A 25,570-nucleotide genomic window follows, 5' to 3' on the forward strand; every position below is an offset into this window, starting at 1 on the left:
CAGGAAAAGCAGGAGGCACTGCGATGCATGAGCTGAAAACCACACCGCTGTATTATGGGAAATGTCCGGCGCACGGTGACTTTTTGAAGTCGCGCGGCCAGCATGCTTTGATTCAGCTGATGGATCAATGGATGACGGAAGCGCTGGAGCAGGCAATGCGTTCTGAACATTTTCAGGAGGCCTATGCAACTCTGCCATCCTTAGACTTTTTTATTGCCAGTCCGCAAGATAAACGGTTTCTCGCCGCGAATTTGATCAGCAGTGAAGACAGTTCCGGCCGCCAGTTTCCAATGGTGCTGTGCCATCTGCTGGAGCTGGATGATCCCTTTGACAACATCCTGTTTGCGCCATACCGCTATAAGCCGGCGCTGATTGACTTATATCAGCGCAATCGCATTATGCGCTCTATCCGTGATCCTGATGTGCTGCTGGATAAATTAAGCAAGCTGTCGGATGAAATTCAAATATTCGGTACAGAAGAAGCCGTTTCATTTTATGAGCATCATACCGTGCATTCTTTTGCCAAGATGCTGAATTTCAGCCCGTATCAGCTGGCGCAAAGCATGATTGGCTTAGGGCTTTTACTGCAGCCGATTATTCAGCATGGCACAGCGCGTTTGAATAAAGTGCTGATCCTGCCGATAGGCAATATCAGCTACTGCTATGAAATCGCCGCCTTTTGGGTCAACTTGATCAGCCGCTTTATTGAAAAGAAAAATGCAGAATTATTGATCGGCATTTTGCACAGTGAATCGCCAAAGCTGCTTCTAGGATTCCAAGGGGCAGATATCCGGGCGCTTAGCAGCATTTTTACTCAAGATATCGACAATGAACATTGGGTGTCGTTGATTGATGCGCAGTGGGTTGATCCGTATTTAGAACAAAATGCAGGACTGGCTACGCTGGAACAGGCGCTGTGTGAACGGCAAATGAGCCTAACCCAAGCCATCAAACTGTTCCGGCAGACATTTATAGAGGATTAAGCATGAATACATATAAAAACCATATTTTTAAGACAATGGCGTGCATCCTTTTGAGCCTGTTTGGCGGTTTCAGCTATGCACAGCAGCCGATTGTGATTGAAGGCGCTGTGCCGAATGAAGCGGCTAAACAAGAAATTTTGAATAAAGCCTATGCGGCTTATGGTCGTGAAAATGTCGTGGACAAGATACAGGTGCGTATGGTGGCTGCACCCAATGGCTGGAGCAGTACGGTAAGCAATGCCATTGTTGAAGATTTAAAAAAAGTAAAACAGGGACAGCTGTCTGTACGCGGCATGCAAGTCCGGTTGACAGGTAAAGTCAGCAATGCGGAGGAAATACCAGCCACGGCTGCGAAGTTTCAAAGCTTGATGCCACTAGGCTTTAAAATCAATACTGAGCTGAGCGTCAATGCAGCGGAGCAGCAGATTATTGATGCGGCATTGAAAAACCGCATTATTGAATTTGAGTCCGGGAGTGCTGTTCTAGCGCCATCTGGGATGCAAATACTGAATGAAATGGCCGTGGCTTTGAATAAAGTTGGCGGCAAGAAAGTCAAAATTATTGGCCATACGGACAGTTCTGGCGACAGCGCAAAAAATCTGGCATTGAGTCAGGAGCGTGCTGCGGCAGTAAAAAACTATTTGACCAGCAAAAATATTGCAGGAGACAGCATGAGTGCCGAAGGCTTGGGGGCAGCTAAGCCTGTTGCTGATAATGCAACAGCAGAAGGTCGCAAAAAGAACCGCCGCATTGAGTTTGAAGTCCTGTAAGCCCCGTGCTTCAAATGATTATTTATTCCAAATCAAACAATAAAACCGCTGAATTCGGTTTTATTGTTTGAAACAGAAAAATGAGCTGAATCGCTTAAAGCGTGCAGCTGTCATTACAATGTATATTGCATGTAAGGATAGGGGTAAAAAATAGCGTTTCAATGTGCCCTTATCATTGAATTTTAGCCCAGGGCTGAGCCTCTTCCAGCTGATAAGCCAATTCCAGCAAGGTGCGTTCATCACCTAAATTGGCCGATAATTGCATGCCGATAGGCAAACCATGTTCAGCGGTCTGGCCCAGCGGTAAGGAAATTGCCGGCGCACCCGCAATATTTTGGATGGGTGTGAAAGTGACATAATTTTGAATTCTTGCAAATAGCTCATCGAAAGACAGCTGCGGTGAAATATAGCCAAGCTTGGGTGTGGTGTGCGCTAAGACCGGAGAAAGCAAAACATCAAACTGGCTGAACATTTGCTGATATTCATGCTGAATCTTTTTTAAGCGGTGCAAAAACAGCGGTGTTTTATAAAAATTGCGTTTATACAATTTAGACAATCCAACGGTTAAATGATCCAGCTCTTCCGGCTGAAAGCTGGAACCAAAGAGCTTTTTGCCGAAGCTTTGCAGCATAAACGATAAAAAGCCCCAATAGTGGCTGAAATCTTGGACAAAATTTGCTGAAAACGGCAGCTGAAATGTTTCTACGTGATGGCCTAAGTTTTCCAGAAGCTGGACTGTATTTTCCAGCGCAGATGCAGTTTCTGCATCAACAGTGCCGGTAATAGATTGCTTGGCAACTCCGATACGCAGTTTCCTGTTGGATGCATGCTCAATTAAGCCCATTTTAGGCAGCTGCACATTATAGAAACTGCGCTCCATTCCCGCCATAAAATGCGCAGTATCTCTGACGCTGCGCGTGAGGACGCCTTCGGAAATGATATTAATCGGCAGCTTGCTGGCAGCCTCGCTGTCGCGTGTGCGTCCGCGTGTCGGTTTGAGGCCAATTAAACCGCAGCAGGCCGCTGGGATGCGGATTGAGCCGCCTCCATCATTGGCATGCGCGATGGGCACTGCACCTGCGGCCACCAAAGCGGCTGAGCCGCCGGAAGAAGCGCCGCAAGAAAATTCGGTATGCCAAGGATTCAGTGTCGCAGAGCCATCTTTGTATTCTGTGGTCGCATTCAGGCCAAATTCAGGCATGCTGCTTTTGCCTAAAAAGATAAAGCCCTGATCAGCCAGCTGCTGGCTGAGTACAGGATTTTGAGTGACCGGCGGACTATGAATGGCCTGAGAACCATGATGCGTCGGCAATCCGGCTAAATCGGTATTGTCTTTCATAAAAAAAGGAACCCCGGCAAAAATGCCATTCTGCTGCTGTCCGCTGAGCTGCAGCGCTTTTTCAAATTGCTCTGCTTGGACAGCATTTAAAACAGGGTTGACTTTTTTTACGCGCAAGATGGATGCCTGTACGGCTTCTTTTGCAGAAATTTCTTTATTTTTAATCAGCTGTGCAATTTTTACAGCGTCGAAATCTTCTAAAACATCATTGCAGAAACTGTGAATGCGTGTTGTGCGCGGAGCGTCCATCAATAAATTCCTATTTTGTTTTTTTTAATCTCATCGTTCCAAATGAAGATTATATTTTGACAACAAATATTGTCAAATTAATCTCTGGTTATCTCTGCATGAAATGAACGGCACAATGAGATAGAGCAGATGACGCCGATGGACTTAAATAGGCTCAAAGCAATATCTACATGCTGTAGAAGCTCATTTGTCCAAAATCCATTTATGATTTGCAGAATCAGCTGAAGAAATAACAGCCTGACAAAAATTAAATGCACCATGATTGGATTAGGCAATATTGCCATGGACATGCTTTGGCTGGCGGCGATGTACTGCAAATTGCATCTCATTCAATTTTTAGATTTCTATTTCTAAATACTGCTGAAAAAAAGCGCCGCGGCAAAGCTTAATGATCTTTTAAATATCTTCTCTAAGCCTTTTGCTGAAAAGTATATACATGCTCGCAATAGAGCCTGATATGAATCATCGGACACATCTAACGAACAATATTCAGCCAAAAATATTTGCTGAAAGAATATGGAATGCTCTCGCAAATAGCTGAATAATTTGTTTACACCTAATCAGTTATTTATTTGTTTACTAAAAATATTTAGGTTTAAATGTGCCTGCCGATGCATTGCGCTGCAATTTTTTTGATGCGTGAATCATCCAGCTTGACACCATCCTATTTACGCATTTGCTGAATGATCCATGCAAAATCACTGGCTTGGACTGAATCCTGTGTGCCAAATGAACGGATAATATTTTGAATTTTATAAAATTTATCGACATGAATGAGGGGCGAACAGTTAAAGCGGATAATTTTACGGCATTTGCCAGACCTGATCCAGACAACTCAATGTCTTTAAATCATGCTGAGCAAGCTGAATGGCCGTTTCTATGGCTGTTAATGCTTCTGGATACAGTTTTACCCATTCCTGTGTCAACGCCAAAACGTTATCTGCAACTTCTGGAATAATCTGCTTGCTGCCTGCAATGACCCAGCTATAGCCTTGAATTTGCGCCTGAATATTCCATGGTTCACCTGCGCAGAAGCCGACGATTTGCTGTGCAGAAATGGCATTGACCATATACGGCGGCGGCAAAGCAGATAAAGAACAATTTTTAGCCAAAGCATCATCGGCCAGAGCCAGCGATTCCCTTAAGCAATAATGGTGGATTGATTGTTTAAACACTTGTGCACCGGATTTGATGGCAGCAGCCAGTTTAGCGGCAGATTCTGCAGGCTTATTCTGTTCACTGATTTCAAAATCCCAGCATAATTTCTGGCTTAGGCTGATAAAAGCGCGGCTGGTGCTGAGTACCAATGATGTTTGCAATGAGATTCCCAATTGATCTTCACCGATTGCGGCGGCTGGCGGCATGGCGGACAGGCAATGCGCGGCATCTAAAATGCCAAATGCTAAATGGTCACGCAGGCTTACCCACGAGGTTTCCTTTACTAAATGGCATTAAGCCTTGCGCGGCGAAATAGCCCTGATGCTGCGCCCATAAAATGGCAGTGCAGTCTAGCATCGGAACATAGCCCAATTGAATATCGGTTTTTTCAAGCGTGGCCATGGTTTATTCCTTAAATTGAGACTGTAATAAAGTTTGTGCATCGAGCAGGCGACGCGCCATTTCACCCATAGTCATGCGGTGGCTCATGGCATTTTTACGCAGTAGGTTAAAGGCTTGTTCTTCGGCAAGACCATGCATCTGAATCAGTAGCACTTTAGCTTTTTCGATATCTTTGCGGTCAGCCAATTTATTTTTGGTTTCAGCTAAATCATTTAAGAGTTTTTTATGTTTTTTAAATTGTTCTATTGAAATTTCTAAAATATTTTGCAGTTTGGCAGGATCAATCTTGTCAACGATATAGGCTGTGACTCCTGCTTCAATCGCACTTTTAATGGTGTCTGTATGGCTGTTTTTCGTGAAGAGCACGGTAGGCACATCAAATTGGCTGACGCAGCTTTTGATAATGTCGCAGTGCGGATGATCCATGTCCAGCAAAATTACATCGGCATGCAGTTGCTGTAAATCGTTTATATTTAAATGCTTGATTAGTAGGCTCGCAACAACATCGAAATCATGTTGTATCAACGAGGCCTGAATAAACTTGGCACGTTCTGGATCATCATTGATCAGGACAATTTTGAGTTTTGGCATGTGGTGGCCCAAGCAGAGCAAACAAATATGGATCAATATACTTAGCAATTTCAATGCCAATCTGGGGAAATAAAGAAACAGGATCAATTTATCTTGAGGTCCTCTTTTTGCAGTGTGCGGGGCTTGGATGCACTTATGTTGTGCAAGGAGGAACAATGCTTGCACACCGTGCAATTCAATTTCATATAGATGGCTATTTGGCTGATGAAGAACTACCTAAGAGTATTTACTTTATAAAACAAATAGTTATTAGAAAAATAAGTTCAAGAAAATAAATTGGCACGCTCGTTGCTATATCTCTAATGAGTCAAAGACGACTCTAATAAAATTTGTAAGGCGGCCAACGACGTCCGTTCTGATCGACTCTGCTGTGCAGCAATCCGCATAGCAGAAAACACTATACGCTCAGTTCAGGAAGGAGATGGTCATGTCTTCAAATTTAGAAGCTAAAAAAGCCACAAAAATAAGTCTTTTCAGTTTCAGCAGCGCAGCGATGAGAGCCTTCCACATGAGTTGGCTGGCTTTTTTTGTCTGCTTCTTTGCATGGTTTGCCTGTGCACCACTGATGCCAGTGATTGCAGGGGAATTTCATCTGACCAAAGACCAGATTGCCAATATTAATATTGCCGCAGTGGCCATCACCATTTTAGTCCGTCTGATTGTCGGGCCGCTGTGTGATAAATACGGGCCGCGTAAAACCTATACCGCACTGCTAGTGCTCGGCAGTATTCCAGTCTTTGGTGTCGCGTCTGCCAACAGTTATGAATCCTTCCTGTTTTTCCGTTTGCTGATTGGTGCCATTGGCGCAAGCTTTGTGATCACGCAATACCATACCAGCATTATGTTTGCGCCGAATGTAGTCGGTACAGCCAATGCTGCATCAGCAGGTTGGGGTAATGCCGGCGGCGGTGCAACACAGGCGCTGATGCCCTTGATGCTCGGTGCTTTGGTGATGTTCGGTGTTGAACAAGCGATGGGCTGGAGAATTGCACTCATCGTTCCGGGTGTCCTGATGTTGATTGTGGGTTTGATGTACTGGAAATTTACTCAAGACTGTCCACAAGGCAACTTTAAAGAATTGCGTGCAGAGGGTGTGCATGTCGGCTCAGATAAAAAGGGCGGCGTTGCAATCCTGATGCATGCTGCAAAAAACTACCGTGTTTGGATTTTATTTGGTGCCTATGCAGCATGTTTCGGTATTGAAATTTTCATCCATAACATTGTCGCAATGTATTACGTCGAGCATTTTAGCTTTGGTTTAAAAGAAGCCGGGATGGCTGCGGGCATCTTTGGTTTATTGGCGTTATTTGCCCGTGCACTGGGCGGTATTGTTTCAGATAAATTGGCGATGAAAAAAGGGCTTGATGGCCGTACTCAAATCTTGTTCGCGATGATTTTGATGGAAGGTCTGTTCCTGATGGTTTTCTCACAAATGAATAGCGCAGTCCTTGCCATTCTCGCGATGACGGTATTTGCCTTATTTACCCACATGGCGTGTGGCGCAACCTATGCACTGGTGCCCTTTATTGATCGTGATGCCTTAGGTGGTGTCGCAGGGATTATTGGTGCAGGCGGCAATGTCGGTGCAGTTGCAGCAGGTTTCTTACTCAAAGGGATGCTGGATATCCAAAGCACATTGATGATTTTAGGTGGTTTGGTGGTGATCGCTGCAAGCTGTGTGCTGATGATCCGCTTCTCCGTTGAGCATAAAGAGAAAGAACAAAAGTTATTTGAAGCCGCTGTACTTGAACGTGAAAGCCTTGAACAAAATGCTTCGGCAAGTATTAAACCCAGTATGAAGCAAAGCGTTTAAGCCAAAGAATAAGCAGAAAAATTGAGGAGAATTGAGATGAAATTAGTGATGATTGGTCATGGCATGGTTGGACACAAATTCATTGAATCTGTGTTGGAACATGCAGGCGATGAAGTTGAAATCACCATCTTGGCAGAAGAACCGCGTTTGGCCTATGACCGTGTACATTTAACCGAGTACTTTACCGGTAAATCAGCCAAAGATTTGACCCTTTGCCGTGCAGATTTTGCTGATGCTTATGGTATCGATCTTCGTTTAAGCACAAAAGTGACTGACATCGATGCACTCAATAAAAGCGTTAGGACCCAGCATGGGGATGTGATTGCTTACGACAAACTGGTTCTCGCGACAGGTTCCTATGCTTTTGTTCCGCCAATTCCGGGCAATGACCGTGAAAACTGCTTTGTATATCGCACCATTGAAGATCTGGATGCACTCAAACAAGCCAGTCTGACTGCAAAAACAGGTGTGGTGATTGGTGGCGGCTTATTGGGTTTGGAAGCAGCCAAAGCTTTACGAGATTTGGACTTGGAAACCCATGTGGTTGAGTTTGCGCCACGCTTAATGGCGGTTCAAATTGATGATTTAGGCGGTAAAGTTTTACGTTCGAAAATTGAAAACCTCGGGGTAAAAGTCCATACCCAAAAGGCGACATCTAGTATTGAAGAGGGCACGAATAGCACGCATGTGATGAAGTTTGCTGATGGTTCTGAGCTTGAAACAGATATCGTGTTGTTTTCCGCAGGGATTCGCCCACGGGATGAATTGGCGCGTCAAAGCGGCTTGGCCATTGGTGAACGTGGCGGGATCGTGATCAATGATTATTGCCAAACCTCCGATGCAGATATTTATGCAATTGGTGAATGCGCCTTATGGCAGAACAAAATTTATGGTTTGGTTGCACCGGGCTATGACATGGCGCGTATTGCCGCAAAACATGTGATGGATCAAGCCTGCAATTCATTTGCCGGCGCAGACATGAGTACCAAGTTGAAACTGATGGGGGTGGATGTTGCCTCGGTGGGTGATGCACATGCCATGACACCAAATTCACTCAGTTATTTTTATGCCGATGAAGATGCGATGGTCTATAAAAAGATCGTCGTCAATGCTGAAAAAAATAAATTATTGGGTGCAGTGCTGGTCGGTTGCGCCAAAGAATATAACGACTTGCTGCAAATGATGCTGAATGGACTGGACATCCCAGAAAATCCTGAAAGCTTAATCATGCCGGGGTATGCGCAATCATCGAGTAAATCAGGGGGCAGTGGTGTCGATCTACTACCAGAGAGCGCAACCATTTGTTCATGCAACAACGTGTCTAAAGCGGATATCTGTAGTGCAATTGCGGAGGGTTCAACCTCTTTGGGGGCGTTGAAAAAATGCACCAAAGCCGCAACCGCATGTGGCGGATGTGCGCCCTTAGTGACTCAAGTTTTAAAATCTGAGTTGCAACGTCAAGGTGTGACAGTCAATAACCATATTTGTGAACACTTTGCCTATTCACGCCAAGAGCTGTATCACCTGGTTCGTGTTAATGAAATCAAAACCTTTGACGATCTGATCGGGCAGCATGGTCATGGTATTGGCTGTGATATTTGCAAGCCAACAGTAGCCAATATCTTGGCGTCTTGCTGGAATGATTTTGTTTTAAAGCCGAGTCATGCAGGCTTGCAAGACAGTAATGATTACTACCTCGGCAATATTCAAAAAGATGGTTCCTATTCGATCGTCCCGCGTATGGCGGGCGGTGAAGTCACACCTGATGGTTTGATTGCAATCGGTCAAATTGCCAAAGACTATGGCTTATATACCAAACTGACAGGTGGTCAACGTGTGGACATGTTTGGCGCGCAAGTGCATCAACTGCCTGAGATTTGGACAAAACTGATCGAGGCAGGTTTTGAGTCTGGTCATGCTTACGGCAAATCATTACGTACCGTGAAATCCTGTGTGGGCAGTACATGGTGCCGTTATGGCGTAGATGATTCTGTCGGTTTAGCCATTTTCCTTGAAAATCGCTACAAGGGCTTACGTTCACCGCATAAATTAAAAATGGCGGTTTCGGGTTGTACCCGTGAATGTGCCGAAGCGCAAAGTAAAGATGTCGGTGTGATTGCGACTGAAAAGGGCTGGAATCTCTATGTCTGTGGTAACGGTGGGATGAAACCGCGTCATGCAGAATTATTGGCCTCAGACTTGGATACGCAAACGCTGATTCAATATATCGACCGTTTCTTTATGTTCTATATCCAAACCGCAGATCGTTTGCAACGGACCTCAGTATGGCGCGACAACATGGAAGGCGGTTTGGACTACCTTAAAGATGTGGTGGTTCACGATTCACTCGGCGTTGCAGCGGAGCTGGAACAGCGTATGCGTCATGTGGTGGGCACGTATCAAGATGAATGGCGTACTGCGGTAGAAGATCCAGAGGTACGCAAACGTTTTGTCACTTTTATCAATGCGAAAGCAGAACAGCAGCAAGATCCGCACATTCAATTTGCACAAGTGCGTGGGCAGATCCGTCCGAAAACTGAAGCAGAACGTGATGTGACACGTATTCCTGTGGTTGAGGCTTAATTTATAAAGGTAAAACTTTTATTTAGTTTTTAAGCCCTCTTTCTGATTTCCCCCAAAGGGGGAAAGGATTTAGAGCTTAAATAAAAGTTTAAAAGGATAAAGATGATGACAGTTTTAAAAGATATGAATGAACTGGATTGGCTAGATGTTTGCGCTTTGGATGAAATCACTCCAAATACAGGTGTTGGTGCATTGTTGGATAATCAGCAAATTGCAATTTTTCGGGTCGGCAGTGAAAAGCGCGTGTATGCACTCAGCAACCAAGATCCATTCAGCAAAGCTTTTGTGATGTCGCGTGGCATTATTGGTGATTTGCAAGGTGAACGTGTTGTTGCATCCCCGATTTATAAACAGCATTTCAGTTTGGCGACGGGGCGTTGTTTGGAAGATAAAGAACAAAAATTGTTGGTTTTTCCAAGCAAAATTGAAAATGGTCGCGTACTGATCAGTCCGACAGCGCAAAAAACCTATATCACCAATAACGGAACTGCTCAGGAAAAAATGAAACTGGTGCTGATTGGAAATGGGCTTGCGGGTATGCGCTGTCTGGAAGATCTACTCGATATGGCGCCAGAGCGTTATGAAGTGACGGTGATTGGCGAAGAGCCATGGGGGAACTATAACCGCATCATGCTGTCGCCTGTCTTGTCAGGAGATAAAACCATTGATGACATTATGCTGCATCCACATGCATGGTATAGCGATAAAAATATCCGTTTTATTGCAGGCGATCCAGCCGTGCGTATCGATCGTCCACGGAAGCAGGTCTATACCGAAAAAGGCTTGATGGTTGATTATGACCGCCTGATTTTAGCCACAGGTTCGAAACCGTTTATTCCACCTGTCAAAGGTGCAGATCTAAATGGGGTACTCAGTTTCCGTGATATTTATGACGTCAATACCATGCTGGATTACTGCAAAACTAAGAAAAATGCTGTAGTGATTGGTGGTGGATTATTGGGATTGGAAGCTGCGTATGGTTTAAAACAGCGTGGTATGCATGTGACCGTGTTACATCTGATGGATCGTATTATGGAACGTCAATTAGATGATAAAGCCAGTCAAATGTTGCGTCAGAGTATTGAGCAAAAGGGCATTTCAATCCTCACCGAAGCCAATACCGAGGAACTGATTGGGGTGGATGGTCATGTCACTCAGGTGCGTCTAAAAGATGGCACGGTTTTGGATGTAGACCTTGTGGTTTTTGCTGTAGGTATCCGTCCGAATATGGCTTTGGCGCAAAGTGCGGGCTTACGCTGTAATCGTGGTGTGTTGGTGAATGACACCATGCAAACTTATGACCCAAGTATTTATGCGGTGGGTGAATGTATTGAGCATCGAAATCAAACTTTTGGTTTGGTTGAGCCATTGTGGGGACAAGCTTTTATTTGTGCATCGCATTTGGCCGAGCACGGCAGTTTAACCTTTAAAGCACCGACTGTTCCGACGCAGTTGAAAGTCAGTGGTTGTGATGTGTTCTCCGCAGGAAATTTTGCACCTGAAGATGATTTTGAAGACATTATTTTGAATGATGAAAAACGTCAGATTTATAAACGCATTATTATTCAAGAAGATAAGGTTGTCGGCGCGGTATTGTTTGGTGATACGGAGGATGGGGCTTGGTATGCAGAATTGATTTCTGATCAAACCTCTATTTCTTCAATCCGCAATAAATTGTTATTTGGTAAGGATTTTGCTTTAAAGAAAGCAGGGTGAGAATCTATATTTTTGAAAGTCCCTTCTCCCTCTGGGATGAGGAGCATGCTCCGCAAGAGGATGAGGGGCTTTCATATAAATCCTCTCCCTCTTGCGCGTAACTACGCTCGTCCTTAAAAAGAGGGTGCTTTTTAAAAATTTCATAAAAGTCAAACAATGATTATTGGTAATAAAAAATATATTGAAAGTCCCTTCTCCCTTGGGGAGAAGGTTAGGATGAGGGGAATTCTGCAAATAAATCCTCTCCCTAACCCTCTCCTTTTAAAAGGAGAGGGAACTTTCATTAAGAGTTGATCAGGAGCACAGCAGAAATGAATAGTATCCCTGTAATGGAACTGCATAGCTCCACAGAATCCAAGGTAAAAACCACCCAAACAACATGCCCATATTGCGGCGTCGGTTGTGGCGTCACTGCAACCGTACAACATACAGCTTTAGGGCAAAAAGTGTCTGTGGCTGGAGATTTAAATCATCCTTCCAATTATGGAAAACTGTGCATTAAAGGCAGCAATCTCGCCGATACGATCGGTTTAGAAACTCGGGTTTTACATCCGATGTTAGGGCCTAAAGTTGATTCAGAAAATATCTATACCGATACACGACAATCAACAGATTGGGATACAGCAACAAATCTAATTGCCAATAAATTCCGGCAGTTTATTGACCAATATGGTGCGAAAAGTATTGCCTTCTATGTATCGGGGCAGTTGCTGACCGAAGATTATTATGTGGTCAATAAGTTTGTAAAAGGTTATCTCGGTACAGCCAATATCGATACCAATTCAAGGCTCTGCATGTCTTCTGCGGTTGCTGCGCATAAGCGTGCCTTTGGGGAGGATTTAGTTCCTGCCAGTTATAGTGATTTTGAACATACCGATATGGTGGTTTTGGTGGGTTCAAATACAGCTTGGTGTCATCCCGTACTGTATCAGCGCATCATGAGGGCTAAAGAAGAAAGAGATCTTTTTGTCGTTGTGATTGACCCGCGTTTTACCGCAACTTGTGAGGCAGCGGATTTACATTTACCGATTTTACCCGGACAAGATGTCGCATTATTTAATGGCCTATTACAGTATTTACATCAAAATGGTCATATCGATGCTGAGTTTGTAAAAGCGCATACTCAAGATTTAAAGGCTGCTCTCGAAGCATCTCAATCGGAAGCTGATATTCATGACGTTGCAGCTAAAACAGGAATTTCACTCGAAAAATTAAATTTACTCTTTGAGAAATTTGCGCAAACTAAAAAAGTGATGACTCTGTTTTCTATGGGCGTCAATCAATCGTCTCGCGGCGTGGACAAAGCCAACAGCATTATTAATTGTCATCTGCTGACAGGGAAAATTGGCAAATTGGGTGCAGCGCCATTTTCCATGACCGGACAACCGAATGCCATGGGCGGACGTGAAGTCGGTGGGCTGGCCAATATGTTGGCGGCGCATCTAGATTTGGACAATCCAACGCATCAGCAATTGGTACAGCAGTTTTGGAACAGTCCGACGATTGCGACGCAGGCGGGTTTAAAAGCTGTAGATCTTTTTGAGGCGGTTGAGTCAGGTAAAATTAAAGCCATTTGGATTATGGCCACCAACCCAGTGGTGAGTTTGCCCAATGCAGATCAGGTTAAACGCGCTTTGGAGAAATGTGAGTTTGTGGTCGTTTCCGATATTTGTCAGGACACCGATACCACACAATATGCGGATGTGTTATTGCCTGCACTGGGCTGGGGCGAAAAAGACGGCACAGTTACCAATTCGGAACGTCGTATTTCAAGACAGCGTGCATTTTTAGACGCACCTGAGCAAGCCAAGGCGGATTGGTGGGCAGTGTCACAAGTGGCTCAGAAACTCGGTTTTAGCGGTTTTGACTTCGAAAATAGTCATGAGATTTTTAAAGAACATGCACAATTATCGGCTTATCAGAATGCGGAAATTTTAAAGCGTTCAGATATAGATAATTTCCGTTATTTTAATTTACAGGGATTGATTGACCTTTCATTAGAGGAATATCGCCAACTTGAACCTGTTCAATGGCCCGTCATTCAACGTGATCAATCTCATGACGATTACGAACAACTGTTTTCCAAAGGGCAATATAGCCACGCAGATGGTAAGGCAAAATTTATTGCCACTACTGCAATTGACCCTGTAAATCAAGTGGATGGTGAATATCCTTTAATTTTGAATACGGGACGCATCCGTGACCAATGGCATAGCATGACGCGGACAGGATTATCGGCCAATTTAAGTACCCATAAAGCTGAACCTTATTGTGAAATTCATCCCAATGATGCATTGAAATATGGACTCAAAGATGGGGAATTGGTCGAAATAAAATCAGCTTGGGGTTTGTGTGTATTACGTACGGCGTTGAGCGACAATATTCGCCGTGGACAGATTTTTGCACCGATTCATTGGAATGATCAATTTGCTTCGGATGCCCGTATTGGCAAAGTGGTGAATCCGGTGGTCGATGCAATTTCAGGTGAACCTGAATTTAAACATACCCCTGTGATGATTCAGCCTTTTTATACCCAATGGCAGGGCGTGTTTTATGTACGCACAGGCTTTGAGCACATGGTGAAAAACACCATTGAACATCGCGTGTGGTGGAGCAAAATTCAAACGGCAAAAGCGGTGCTTTATGAGTTGGCAGATCGTCAGCCTTTTACAGAAACCACTGAACAGCTTAAAAGCTTGCTGCCTTTTGAAGATGAAAGTTTTGAATGGCTGAATGTGGAAGATCAATCCGCACAAATATCACACACCGTTGTGCTGCAAAATGGTGTGCTTATCGCCAGCCTATATATTGCACCGAAAGCATTATTGCCCGATCGTGACTGGGTAGCGAGTTTATTTAAACGTGAACGCTTGAGTGCGATGCACCGTAAAGCTTTATTGGCGGGCCAAGCCATGTCGATGGGAAGCAGTGACGGGCCTTTAGTTTGCAGCTGCTTTAAAGTGGGTAAAAATCGAATCATTCAAACTATTAAAGAAAAAAATATTTCCAATGAAAAACAAATCACTGCATGTTTAAAAGCAGGCGGAAATTGCGGTTCATGCCTGCCTGAAATTCGAGGACTCATTAAGGCCTGCCAAATGGAGGAATAATCATGAACAGAAAAATATTCAAATCCCTGACTTATCCTAAAACTGAAGTGGTGATTTTAGCGGGCGGTCAGGCACGCCGTATGAATGGCATCAATAAATTGCTGCAAAAGTTTGATGATGAGATTCAGTTGATTAAAATTCATCAACGGCTCAAGTCCCGTGCTTCAAAAGTTTGGGTGAATAGTCATCGTGACCATTCTATTTATGAACAAATCATTCAGTCCCTTCACTTTTTTTCAGACGATGAAGCCGGTTTTTATGGGCCATTGATGGGGATGAAAAGTGCATGGTCGCATGTGCAATCAGACTATGTGCTGTTTGTCCCGTGTGATGTGACTTATATTCCGAAAAACGTAATTTCTCGATTACATCAAGCGATACAACGCCACCCATTGTGTGAAGTAGCAGTGGTGGAAATCAATGGCAAGGCGCTTTATCCATTTTGTTTACTGAAACGGGGCAGCTTGCCGACAATGATTAAGCATCTTGAGCAAAATCAGCGCAGTTTAAAGGGCTGTTTTGCAGAAATGCACATGCAAATAGCACATTTCAAAAACCGCGCACTATTTTTTCACAGCATTAATTCCTTTGATGAATTGCAGCAGTACCAACAGCTGAATTTTCTCTAATTTTTTTTTCAATGGTGATGCTATTCACGCTGAATAGTGAATGAATACTGCTATTTCCATCTAAAAATTAAATCATTTTAAAAATAAAACCAAAGTTGGAACGCTTATTGCTACGTCTAGGTCATAGAAATAAAACATGATTTTGAGCTGTGTTGATACAGCGCAAAAAACGCCATGGATAATTGACATGAATAGCATGACACAACTGAATCAGCCGCGTGTGTTCCAAGATCAATTTGGGCGGCAAAAACGCAAGCTCCGTATTTCGGTGACAGATCGCTGTAATTTTAAATGTGTCTATTGCATGCCTGAACATCCTGAATGGATGAACAAACACAGTCTTTTAAGTTTTGAAGAACTGTACGTCTTTTGCGAATTTATGGTGCAGCAGGGTATTGAGCAAATCCGCATCACTGGCGGTGAACCTTTAATGTGTCAAGGTGTGGTGTATTTTATCGCGCAGCTCCAAGCGCTGAGAAAAATTGGACTCAAACGAATTTCAATGACCACCAATGGTCATTATCTTGCCGCTTATGCCGCGCAGCTTAAACATGCAGGCCTGGATGGTCTGAACATCAGTTTAGACAGTTTAAATCCAGTGCAATTCGAGGCCTTGACCCAAAAAAAATTGCAGCCTGTATTGGAGGGTATTGCAGCGGCCAAGCAATCTGGACTGAACATTAAAATTAATACCGTGCTCATAAAAGGCGTGAATGATGACCAAATTCTGCCAATTGTGAAATGGGCGCATTCAGCGCAATTTGAACCGCGTTTTATTGAGTTTATGCCGCTCGATGGCGATCAAAATTGGTCGGCATCATCAGTCGTGGCTGAACAAGAAATTTTAGATGTGTTAGCCACTGAATTTGCCGTGCAGATCCAGCAAGGGCAAGGCGCAAGCCCTGCGCGAAGCTATCACATCGATGGAAAACCTGTAGGCATTATTTCAACCATAACGAACGTATTTTGCGGTGAATGTGATCGTCTGCGACTGAATGCACAAGGCGAGTTATTTAACTGCTTATTCGCACAAACAGGGCTGCGGCTTAAAGCAGAAATTCAGTATTTGGCACAGCAGATTACTCAACATGATGCAGCTGCAAAAGATCTTTCGCAGTTTGATCTGCATGAAAAGCTCAGCGCCTATATTTGGCAGAAAAAGTCGGGCTATCAAGCTATTCAAGCCGAGATTCACACTAAAGAAACTCAATCTTATATTCAACAGTCGCATGGCAGAAAGATCAGCATGCACATGATTGGAGGTTAGCCATGTCAGAAGTCATGACCAAAATCATTCAGGTCAAAATCGAAGCGTTTGGCGCAATTCAGCGGCTATTGCCAGAAGATTTATGTCTGCAATGTGCGGCCGAAAGCACGGTTGCAGATGTGCTTGAAAATATTGTACGGACTTATCCAGAAGCCTACGGCTTGCTTGAACGCTGCGCCTGTGCCATGGGGGAAGACATGATGAGTCGTGCCACTGTTTTAGCAGAAGATGCTGTCATCGTCCTGTTATCTCCAGTAGCAGGAGGTTGATATGCAGCTGAAAAACTTTGCGCGCATTCAAGATCTTGCTCTTAAACAGGAGATATTTGATGAGATTCAACATTTTCCTGAATGCGGCGGGATCGGTCTATTTATCGGTACGGTGCGCAATCATCATGAGGGCCGTGCGGTCAAGGCGTTGAAATATACCGCTTATGCACCTGTGGCTGAAAAGATGATTCGCCAAATAGAGCAGGAGATAGAAGCTAAATATGGCGTGTCTTATGTGCGGGTGGTGCATCGTATTGGCACTCTAGATATCGGCGAAACAGCCATTATTGCTATCGCTTATGCCGCACATCGCCGTGAAGCCTTTGCGGCCTGTGAAGAAGCGGTTGAACGGGTCAAACACGAAGTACCAGTGTGGAAAGAAGAGTTTTATCTGGATGGCAGCAGTCAGTTTGTCGAAGGCTGCTGTATTCGTAAAGATGATGCAGATGGATTTAAACAGGGCAGCCAAATACATCAACACAGACATAGACGTGATAGTAATTCGATGATTCACAACGATATACAGACACATTCGCATAGCCATCCACATCATTCAGCTGAATCTGCGGGTTTTATTGAACAAGAGTGGATGTAAGGCGCGATGCATCTAAACAGCTTTAAAATATTCAACAGGAATTTGCCATGAAAAATGTGGGCATGAAAGCAGAAAGTTACCGCACCGCAATTGCCACAGGTATTTTGCATGCTCCGCCGCATTGCATTGAACTGCTTCGAAATGGCAACACTGAAAAAGGCGATGCACTGAAAACCGCACGGATTGCCGGGATTCTTGGTGCGAAACGTACCGATGAGCTGATTCCATTATGCCATCCACTGCCAATTTACCGTGCAGATGTGGAATATGAATTATTTGATGCACACGTTGTCATTACAGCTGTGGTCGAAACCATCGGCCCGACAGGGGTGGAAATGGAAGCTTTAACCGCCGTTTCTTTAGCAGGCTTAACGTTGTATGACATGCTGAAACCGCATTGTGAAGCTGAAGATTTATGCTTAGATCAAGTCAAACTGCAAACGAAAAAAGGTGGAAAATCACATTTTACCCGTGTGCTTAAGGAAAGTCTGTCAGCGTCAATTATTGTCCTGTCCGATACCGTGGCTTCTGGTAAAAAGCCTGATACCGCAGGGCAGAATGTGCTAGAAATTTTACAGGAAGCCAATTTTAGCAATATCAATTATCAAGTGATTCCAGACAGTCCAGAACAACTTTTGACACTAATAGAACAGCAAAAAAATGACTATCCGCTGATTTTAACTGTTGGCGGAACAGGTTTGGGGCCGAAAGATTTAACCGTGGAAACCATTCAGCCTTTATTAAAGCGCGAAATTCCCGGTTTGATGGAAGCCTCGCGCAGTTTTGGACAAAAACGTACGCCTTATGCAGCGCTGAGTCGTGGAGTCGCAGGTTATATTGACAACAGCCTGGTGATGACTTTACCGGGCAGCCGCCAAGGCGCGAAAGAATCTTTGATTGCGGTGCTGCCAGCCTTGGTGCATTTATTTGATGTGCAGAAAAACATTCCGCATGCGGGAGGCTATCAATGAATCAAGCCTTAAATTCAGCATTAGCGGATACTCAACAGGACAGCTGCGGAAGAGAACAAGGCCTGATCTCGGTTGATCAAGCTTTGCAGTTGATCTTTGAACATAACACACCCTTAGCTGCTGAAATTTTGCCTTTAGCGCAAGTCCTAAACCGCTATCTTTCAGAAGATATCTATTCAGATATTAATCTACCGATTTTTTCACAAAGTGCTGTAGACGGTTATGCACTTTGTGCGAAGACAGACCTTCCAGCGCAGAGCTGTTTTGAATTGGTCGGGGAAATCCGTGCAGGGCAAAGCGCAAATATGGAATTATCTGAAGGTCAGGCAGTACGGATATTTACTGGTGCAAAAATCCCGGCGGGCACGGCAACCGTGGCACGTCAGGAAATTGTACAGCTGCAACATCAGCAGATCTGCTTAACCGAAAATTTAGCGTTACACGCCGATATCCGTGACATGGGCGAAGAGGTTGCGGTAGGTCAGTTGTTGGCAAAGGCCGGACAACAGCTGACCGTTGGCGCGATTGCTTCTTTAAGCATGGCGGGGATTAAACAGATTAAAGTACAGCGTTTTCCCAAAATTGCAGTGCTCATCACAGGCGATGAAGTTGCCGATTCTGTGGCGGATTTAAACTCAGGTAAAATTTTTGATGCCAATGCGCCGATGATTCAGGCTTGGTTCCAATCACAAAATCATCAGGTAGAAATTCTGCATGTGACTGACACTGTAGAAGCTGTTGCTGCATGCTTTGAACAGCTCAAGAATCAATATGATCTGATCATCAGTACAGGCGGGGTTTCGGTTGGCGATTATGATTTCGTCCGTCCAGTCGCTTTAAAAATTGGTTTCGAGCAGATTTTCTGGAAAGTAAAACAAAAACCGGGCAAACCCATGCTGTTTGCGCAATATCAGCGTGAAGATCAAAGCTGTTGTTCATTATTGGGTTTACCGGGCAATCCAGCGGCCGTGTATATCGGCCTGCAAATTTACGTCACGGCATTATTACACGCCATGCAAGGGCAATCGCAGCCAGTGGTGTGGGCGACTGGTATTTTACAGCATGCTCTGAAAGCAGATGCGCGGGAACGTTTTTTACGCATGCATGCTGTTTTTGAACATGGCATTTTAAAAATCAGCAGCCTAGCCAAACAGCAGTCGCATATGCTCAGCAATTTAATGCATGCCAATTGCATCGTCAGAGTGCCAGCCGCTGAACCCATTCAGGCTGGACACATTCTGCACGTCTTGTTTATTCAGCATTAGGAGATGATTCAATGCACTGTTCTATAAAATTATTGTTCGCTGTCAGTTTATTTTCTCCCATGCTGCATGCCGAAACTGTGAAAATTTATGCCGCAGCCAGTTTAACCAATGCGGTCACCGATATTGCCAAACTATACAAAAAGCAAAATCCGAGTGCAGATATTGTTCCTGTGTTTGGTGCATCATCAGCACTAGCAAAACAAATTGAAGCAGGCGCACCGAGCGATATTTACTTTTCAGCAGATCAGGACTGGATGAATTATTTGCTGCAAAAGCAGAAAATTCAGGCCAATCAAGTCAAAACTCTGCTACATAATCAGCTGGTTTTAATAACGCCAATTGCCAGCAAGCAGCAGTTTAAAATGCAACCGCAGTTTAATTTTGCGCAATCTTTTCAAGGGCATTTATGCACGGGGCAAATGGAATCTGTACCTGCTGGAAAATATGCTAAGCAAAGCTTGATTAAGCTGAATTGGTTAAATAGCCTAAATGGCCGAATTGTTGGGACGGATGATGTGCGTTCAGCTTTGGCCTTTATCGAGCGCGGAGAATGTCAGGTGGGCATTGTTTATAAAACCGATGCCTTAATCAGTCAAAAAGTCAAAATCGCCGGAACATTCCCTGACTATAGCCATAGTCCCATTACTTATCCAATTGCGCTGACAGTTCAGGGGGCAAAAAATCCATCAGCAGTGAAGTTTAATCAATACTTGAAACACAGCCCGCAGGCTAAAAAAGTATTTAGCCAATATGGCTTTGGTTTATAGGTTTTTAGACCGTGCTCAGCCCTGAAGAATGGAACGCCTTGTACTTGTCGGCCAAAGTTGCAGTGTGCGCCACGCTGTTCTGCCTGCCTTTTGCCATTGCTTTGGCATGGTTGCTTGCACGCTATGAGTTTAAGGGGAAGTTTATTGCTGAAGCCTTGCTGCAAATGCCGATGGTGTTGCCGCCCGTAGTTTTGGGCTATCTGCTGCTGATTTTATTTGGTGCTAATGGCTGGATTGGACAGCTGCTAAACCACTTTGGCATTCAATTGGCCTTTAATTGGAAAGGCGCGGTTTTGGCTTCGATGATTGTGGCTTTCCCTTTGATGGTGCAGCCGATTCGCCTGTCTTTTCAGATGATTAACCAACAGTTAGAACAGGTTGCAGGTTCTTTGGGCGCAAGTCCGCAGCGCGTGTTTTACAGTATCAGCCTGCCATTGGCACTCCCGGGAATCTTAATTGGCAGCATTTTGTGCTTTAGCCGCAGCCTTGGGGAGTTTGGTGCAACCATTACTTTTGTCGGCAACATCCCTGATGAAACCCGCACCATTCCAATTGCCATTTATTCGCTGATTCAGCAGCCAGAAGGAGAGCAGGCTGCGATGCGTTTGGTCACATTGTCTTTGGTTGTAGCTTTTGGTGCATTGGTTGCCAATTATTGGATTATGCAGAAATATCAGCGGAAATTGGGAGGCTGAAAATGTTGCAATGTAATTTCCAGTTTCAATACGATAATTTTCATTTAAAGGCTGAGCTTTGCATGCAAGAGCAGCTGATTGGCATTATGGGTGCTTCAGGCAGCGGGAAATCCACCTTGCTGAACAATATTGCGGGCTTGCTGCAGCCTGTTCAAGGCTCCATTGTGCTGAATCAAAACTGTTTATTTGATGCCGAAAAACAGATTCATGTACCGATGCATCAGCGGCGGATTGCCCTGATTTTTCAAAAAGCTTGGCTTTTCCCGCATATGGATGTGCAGCAGAACCTGCGCTATGCAGAAAAATTATCTCAGCGCACTCAACAGAAATTTCAATTTCAGCAGATTGCAGATTTGCTGGAATTGAACCCTTTATTGCAGCGTAAAGCGCATCAGCTGTCAGGCGGTGAAGCGCAGCGGGTGTCCATAGGGCGTGCTCTGTTGTCATCGCCAGATTTACTGCTTTTAGATGAGCCCTTAACTGGACTGGACCATAGGCTGAAAAATCAGATCCTGCCATTTTTAAATATGGTGAAAGAACAGACGCAGCTGCCGATGATTTATGTGACACACCATGCCGATGAACTGGCCTATTTACAGGCCAATGTCATGCATATCGAAAATGGCAAAATTATTTCTGAATAAAGTCTTATGCCGCGGGCAAAGGCTGATCAGCCAAACATCAAGATAAAGCCCAAGGCCATATTTAAAGTGCAGCACAGCAGGATGAAAAAATAGAGATGGTCTGTGCTGATCTCTGCGGCAAAGAGGCTGCGCGCTATTTTACCAAGCATATTCGAGCCAATACGGCAGGTGTCAATATTCCGCTTCCGGGATCTGTGGCGTATCATAGCCTCGGCAGCTGGAAACGCCCGCTGTTTGATGATCTGTACGTCCTATGGCTCATGGCATGCATGCGATTTTATACGCCGCAAAACAATGATCCAGCGCTGAGCTTCTGCGCACAAGTCAGTTAAACCCTTGATGCCAAACCATTTGCTATGCCTGCATTCAATTGATGTGCATGAGAGAAAACATAAGGTTTTCTCTTTCTATTTTAGTGATGTTGGAGGTGTTTATTTTTAAGTATTCAATCATTAAAAAGGAATCTAATGAGTGAACAGTGAGAAAACAGCAAAATTAGGCGAAGGATTGTCCAACCGCCATATCAGCATGATCAGCATAGGCGGCGTCATTGGCGCTGGTTTATTTGTGGGGTCGTCTGCTGCGATTGCAAAGGCGGGGCCAGCAGCGGTGCTTGCTTATATTATTACCAGTATCTTAGTTTTTTTAGTCATGCGCATGCTGGGGGAAATGGCAGTCGCGCAGCCAGACACCGGATCTTTTTCAACGTATGCGCGCAAAGCGATCGGCCCTTGGGCAGGCTTTACCATTGGCTGGCTGTATTGGTGGTTTTGGGTGCTGGTGATTCCTATTGAAGCGATTGCCGGTGCAGAAATTTTGCATGCATGGTTCCCCGCAATTTCGAGCGCCGCATTTGCCTTTGCTTTTATTATTTTGCTGAGCCTTGCAAACTTTTTCAGCACCAGAAGTTTTGGCGAATTTGAGTTTTGGTTTTCCTTGATTAAAGTTTTGGCAATTGTCATCTTTATCGGCATTGGCGCAATGGCTGTATTCGGCTTTTGGCCTTTAGCCAAAGATGTCAGCGGTGTGGGCAATTTAATATCAAATGGCGGTTTTATGCCGAATAGCATGGGCGGGGTGCTGTCGGCTATTTTGATTTCAGCCTTTTCTTTTTTTGGCACTGAAATTTTATCAATTGCCGCAGCAGAGTCCAAAAATCCGCAAGAAAAGATTAAACGCGCAACCAACTTAGTGCTGTACCGCATCATCCTGTTTTTTGTGGTGTCTATTTTTCTAGCCGTAGCTTTGGTCGACTGGCGCTCTCCTGACTTGCAGAAATTAGGAACTTTTCAGTATGTTTTGATGAGTTTGAATGTGCCCCAATCTAAGCTGATTATGGATTTTGTTGTGTTTATTGCAGTCGCCAGCTGTATGAACGCGGCGCTTTACACCTCATCGCGCATGCTGTTTGCATTGGGTTCACGCCATGAAGCGCCCAAATCTGTGACTCAAATTAATGCCTTTGGCGTACCGGCAATGGCTGTTTTTGCTTCAGCATTGATTGGCCTGGTGTGCTGTGCCGTGAATTATCTGTTTCCAGGGAAAGTGTTTGGCTTTTTACTGTCAAGCACGGGGTCTATTGCGCTGCTGGTGTATTTAGTCATCGCCTTTTCACAGCTGCGCTTAAGAAGCCGATTGGAAAAAAGCGGCGCCGAAGTGCCCTTTAAAATGTGGCTGTTTCCGTGGCTGACATGGTTTGTGATTATTGTCATCATGAGCGTTCTGATTTATATGTTTCTGTCGCCGGCATACAGCTATGAAACCGCGCTGTCTTTAGGTGTTACTTTGGCCGTCGTATTCTGCAGCCTGATTGTGACCAGAAAGCGAGGCCAAGGACGTTCAGCCACGGTGAATTAGCCTAAAAAACAGCGTTGAATCATTGACCGGCTTGCCGCTTCAGCCTGTCTTGAGGGCGGCAAGCGGCCATAGAAGATCGGAACATTCTGCAGAAAAATGAGCCTTTGAAAATAATTACAAGGCGTCCTTCGGTTGAGCGCTGATTTGCTCACGCACAGCTTTTAAGCCAGCCAATGAAAAGACTTTTAAATGCATTGCCAATGCTTCTGCATCCATATGCGCAACCCGATGCAGCGGACTGGACGCATTTGAACCTGCAAAAATCAGCATAAAGCAGGGCGCCATGACGCTTAAGACGCAAGGCAGCAGCTGCGGGTGATCAATGGACAGGCCAGCTGCATCGCTGATAATCTGTCGAAGCAGTAAAAATTTGCGCGTACCGGAGTGCTCCATAAATTGTGACAGCTGTGCAGATGAAGTAAGCATTTCACGCATAAGCACCTGGCTGTAGCAGGAATTATCGGAGAATAGTTTTTCCGTTAAGGTTTTAAAAAAGTCATGCAGTTTATCTTCTGCAGGCAACGCGGATGCTGTCAGTTCAATTAAATACTGCTCATCCAAATACTGCTGATGCGCTTCCACCAAGACCGCCTGATACAGTCCGTCACGGCCTTTAAAATGATAGTTGATTGAAGCTAAATCCACTTCTGCCGCCTGCGCAATGGCCTTGCTCGTGGTTTTCGCAAAACCGTGCTGCGCAATGAGTTCTGCGGCAGTATGTAAAATTTTTTGTTTGGTGACCTCACCGTCACTGCGGTTCACGCGATGCATTTCTCAATCAGCTAAGACACATTTATTTGCAGAGCAGTATATATTTTATCTGCAGATATATGATAGTTTAAATTACATTTAAACTAATAATGACAACAGATCAGAATCGGGTGTCTTATGAAAAAGGGCGTGATGATTGCCATAGCTGTGCTTGTATTGCTTACTGGGGCAGCGGTGTATTGGTATCTCCATAAAGAGCAGTCTTCAGTTCAGGCACTGACTTTGTATGGAAATGTGGATATCCGGCAGGTCTCCTTGGCTTTTGATCAGGCCGGGCGCATCGCGCAGTTGAATGTGCAGGAAGGCGACCGCGTTAAAAAAGGTGAAGTGCTGGCGCAGCTGAATACAGAGGCTTTAGATATTCAGCGCCAGCAAGCGGAAGCTCAGCTCAAAGTACTGCAGCAGACAGTCATTGAACAAGATGCCGGCACCCGCCCAGAGCAGATCAGTCAAGCCAAAGCTCAAGTGGTTTCCGCTCAAGCGCAATTAGATAAAGCCAATAAAGATTTAAAGCGCTTGCAGGTTTTATTTCATGACACCGCGGGCCAAGCCATCAGCAAGCAGGAGCTGGATTCTGCACAAAGCAATCAAGCCACCGCAGCCGCCGCTGTTCAAGAAAGGCAGGCCAATTTAACGTTGCTGCAAAATGGCGCACGCAAAGAAGACCGTGAAGCGGCAAAAGCGCAGTCTGAGGCGGCGCAATCGAATTTGGATTTAATTCAGTATCAATTGAAGCAAAGCGCATTAATTGCGCCAGTCAATGCTGTTGTCCGTGCGCGCCTGCAGGAAGCCGGCGATATGACTTCTGCGCAAAAACCGGTGTATACCTTAGCTTTAACCGACCCGAAATGGGTGCGCGCCTATGCCAGCGAACAGGACTTGGGGCAGATTAAAATGGGCGCTTCGGCGCAAGTTGTGCGTGATTCTGCGCCCAATCAGCCGATTCAAGGCAAAATCGGCTACATTTCATCTGTGGCTGAATTTACTCCAAAAACAGTACAGACTGAAGATATCCGCACTACGCTGGTGTATGAAGTGCGCATCTATATCCATGATCCCAATGATGCTTTAAAAATGGGGCAGCCCGTCACGGTAAAAATTGCCAAATCATCCGCAGAGTAAATCA

Annotated in this window: 21 protein-coding genes and 1 pseudogene; 18 read left to right on the forward strand and 4 right to left on the reverse strand. The window is 44.8% G+C overall.

The annotated features are described in order from the left end of the window. Positions 1-23: 23 nt before the first annotated feature. Positions 24-983: a type VI secretion system-associated protein TagF gene (gene tagF, locus ACE3T3_RS09230; RefSeq protein ID WP_374666189.1), complete on the forward strand. Its 960-nt coding sequence runs from the start codon at positions 24-26 to the stop codon at positions 981-983. Positions 984-985: 2 nt separating this feature from the next. Continuing rightward, positions 986-1,753, forward strand: coding sequence for an OmpA family protein (locus ACE3T3_RS09235; protein ID WP_374666191.1), 768 nt, complete (start codon positions 986-988; stop codon positions 1,751-1,753). A gap of 172 nt (positions 1,754-1,925) precedes the next feature. Here the strand turns inward: ACE3T3_RS09235 and ACE3T3_RS09240 are convergent, their stop codons facing one another. The 3 genes and pseudogenes from ACE3T3_RS09240 to ACE3T3_RS09250 form a co-directional block, all read right to left on the reverse strand. Beyond that, entirely contained in the window at positions 1,926-3,341 is a 1,416-nt protein-coding gene (locus ACE3T3_RS09240; protein ID WP_374666193.1) for an amidase, read from the reverse strand. Between the two features lie 595 nt (positions 3,342-3,936). After that, positions 3,937-4,901: pseudogene (locus tag ACE3T3_RS09245) on the reverse strand (ABC transporter substrate-binding protein). 3 nt (positions 4,902-4,904) lie between these two features. After that, positions 4,905-5,492 (reverse strand): ANTAR domain-containing response regulator, encoded by a 588-nt coding sequence (locus tag ACE3T3_RS09250; RefSeq protein ID WP_374666274.1) that lies wholly within the window; start codon positions 5,490-5,492, stop codon positions 4,905-4,907. A gap of 427 nt (positions 5,493-5,919) precedes the next feature. On the opposite strand from ACE3T3_RS09250, the gene ACE3T3_RS09255 reads away from it, so the two are divergent. From ACE3T3_RS09255 to ACE3T3_RS09325, 15 genes are all read left to right on the forward strand, one after another. Further along, positions 5,920-7,305 (forward strand): MFS transporter, encoded by a 1,386-nt coding sequence (locus tag ACE3T3_RS09255; RefSeq protein WP_374666195.1) that lies wholly within the window; start codon positions 5,920-5,922, stop codon positions 7,303-7,305. A 36-nt stretch (positions 7,306-7,341) separates the two neighbouring features. Beyond that, positions 7,342-9,888 carry a nitrite reductase large subunit NirB gene (nirB, locus tag ACE3T3_RS09260; RefSeq protein WP_374666197.1) on the forward strand — a complete coding sequence of 849 codons (2,547 nt, stop codon included), beginning with the start codon at positions 7,342-7,344 and terminating at the stop codon, positions 9,886-9,888. Positions 9,889-9,993: 105 nt separating this feature from the next. Beyond that, positions 9,994-11,604: a nitrite reductase small subunit NirD gene (gene nirD, locus ACE3T3_RS09265; protein ID WP_374666276.1), complete on the forward strand. Its 1,611-nt coding sequence runs from the start codon at positions 9,994-9,996 to the stop codon at positions 11,602-11,604. Between the two features lie 311 nt (positions 11,605-11,915). Further along, positions 11,916-14,714, forward strand: a complete 2,799-nt coding sequence (locus tag ACE3T3_RS09270) for a molybdopterin-dependent oxidoreductase (protein ID WP_374666199.1) — start codon at positions 11,916-11,918, stop codon at positions 14,712-14,714. 2 nt (positions 14,715-14,716) lie between these two features. Continuing rightward, a complete protein-coding gene (locus ACE3T3_RS09275) occupies positions 14,717-15,343 on the forward strand; it encodes a molybdenum cofactor guanylyltransferase (RefSeq protein ID WP_374666201.1) in 627 nt (208 codons plus the stop codon). A 187-nt stretch (positions 15,344-15,530) separates the two neighbouring features. Next, entirely contained in the window at positions 15,531-16,610 is a 1,080-nt protein-coding gene (moaA, locus tag ACE3T3_RS09280; RefSeq protein WP_374666203.1) for a GTP 3',8-cyclase MoaA, read from the forward strand. Positions 16,611-16,612: 2 nt separating this feature from the next. Beyond that, a complete protein-coding gene (locus tag ACE3T3_RS09285) occupies positions 16,613-16,879 on the forward strand; it encodes a MoaD/ThiS family protein (protein ID WP_374666205.1) in 267 nt (88 codons plus the stop codon). 1 nt (position 16,880) lies between these two features. After that, positions 16,881-17,474: a molybdenum cofactor biosynthesis protein MoaE gene (locus ACE3T3_RS09290; RefSeq protein WP_374666207.1), complete on the forward strand. Its 594-nt coding sequence runs from the start codon at positions 16,881-16,883 to the stop codon at positions 17,472-17,474. Positions 17,475-17,521: 47 nt separating this feature from the next. Continuing rightward, on the forward strand, positions 17,522-18,445 hold the full coding sequence (gene moaCB, locus ACE3T3_RS09295) for a bifunctional molybdenum cofactor biosynthesis protein MoaC/MoaB (RefSeq protein WP_374666209.1): 924 nt from the start codon (positions 17,522-17,524) through the stop codon (positions 18,443-18,445). Further along, the gene (locus tag ACE3T3_RS09300) at positions 18,442-19,710 is read left to right on the forward strand and encodes a molybdopterin molybdotransferase MoeA (protein ID WP_374666211.1); all 1,269 of its coding nucleotides are present in this window, start codon (positions 18,442-18,444) and stop codon (positions 19,708-19,710) included. The genes moaCB and ACE3T3_RS09300 overlap by 4 nt, the downstream gene beginning before the upstream one ends. Before the next feature lie 11 nt (positions 19,711-19,721). Continuing rightward, positions 19,722-20,477 (forward strand): molybdate ABC transporter substrate-binding protein, encoded by a 756-nt coding sequence (gene modA / locus ACE3T3_RS09305; RefSeq protein ID WP_374666213.1) that lies wholly within the window; start codon positions 19,722-19,724, stop codon positions 20,475-20,477. An 11-nt stretch (positions 20,478-20,488) separates the two neighbouring features. Continuing rightward, entirely contained in the window at positions 20,489-21,172 is a 684-nt protein-coding gene (gene modB, locus ACE3T3_RS09310; RefSeq protein ID WP_374666215.1) for a molybdate ABC transporter permease subunit, read from the forward strand. A gap of 2 nt (positions 21,173-21,174) precedes the next feature. After that, positions 21,175-21,816, forward strand: a complete 642-nt coding sequence (locus ACE3T3_RS09315) for an ATP-binding cassette domain-containing protein (protein WP_374666217.1) — start codon at positions 21,175-21,177, stop codon at positions 21,814-21,816. A gap of 95 nt (positions 21,817-21,911) precedes the next feature. Next, the gene (locus tag ACE3T3_RS09320) at positions 21,912-22,148 is read left to right on the forward strand and encodes a hypothetical protein (protein WP_374666219.1); all 237 of its coding nucleotides are present in this window, start codon (positions 21,912-21,914) and stop codon (positions 22,146-22,148) included. 196 nt (positions 22,149-22,344) lie between these two features. Further along, on the forward strand, positions 22,345-23,673 hold the full coding sequence (locus ACE3T3_RS09325) for an amino acid permease (protein ID WP_374666278.1): 1,329 nt from the start codon (positions 22,345-22,347) through the stop codon (positions 23,671-23,673). A 114-nt stretch (positions 23,674-23,787) separates the two neighbouring features. Here the strand turns inward: ACE3T3_RS09325 and ACE3T3_RS09330 are convergent, their stop codons facing one another. Beyond that, complete coding sequence (locus ACE3T3_RS09330) at positions 23,788-24,444, reverse strand: TetR/AcrR family transcriptional regulator (RefSeq protein ID WP_374666221.1); 657 nt, start codon at positions 24,442-24,444, stop codon at positions 23,788-23,790. 117 nt (positions 24,445-24,561) lie between these two features. On the opposite strand from ACE3T3_RS09330, the gene ACE3T3_RS09335 reads away from it, so the two are divergent. After that, a complete protein-coding gene (locus ACE3T3_RS09335; RefSeq protein ID WP_374666223.1) occupies positions 24,562-25,566 on the forward strand; it encodes an HlyD family efflux transporter periplasmic adaptor subunit in 1,005 nt (334 codons plus the stop codon). The last annotated feature ends 4 nt before the right edge of the window (positions 25,567-25,570 follow it).

This window comes from Acinetobacter sp. (assembly GCF_041919735.1).
In the GTDB taxonomy this organism is placed as follows: Bacteria; Pseudomonadota; Gammaproteobacteria; order Pseudomonadales; family Moraxellaceae; genus Acinetobacter.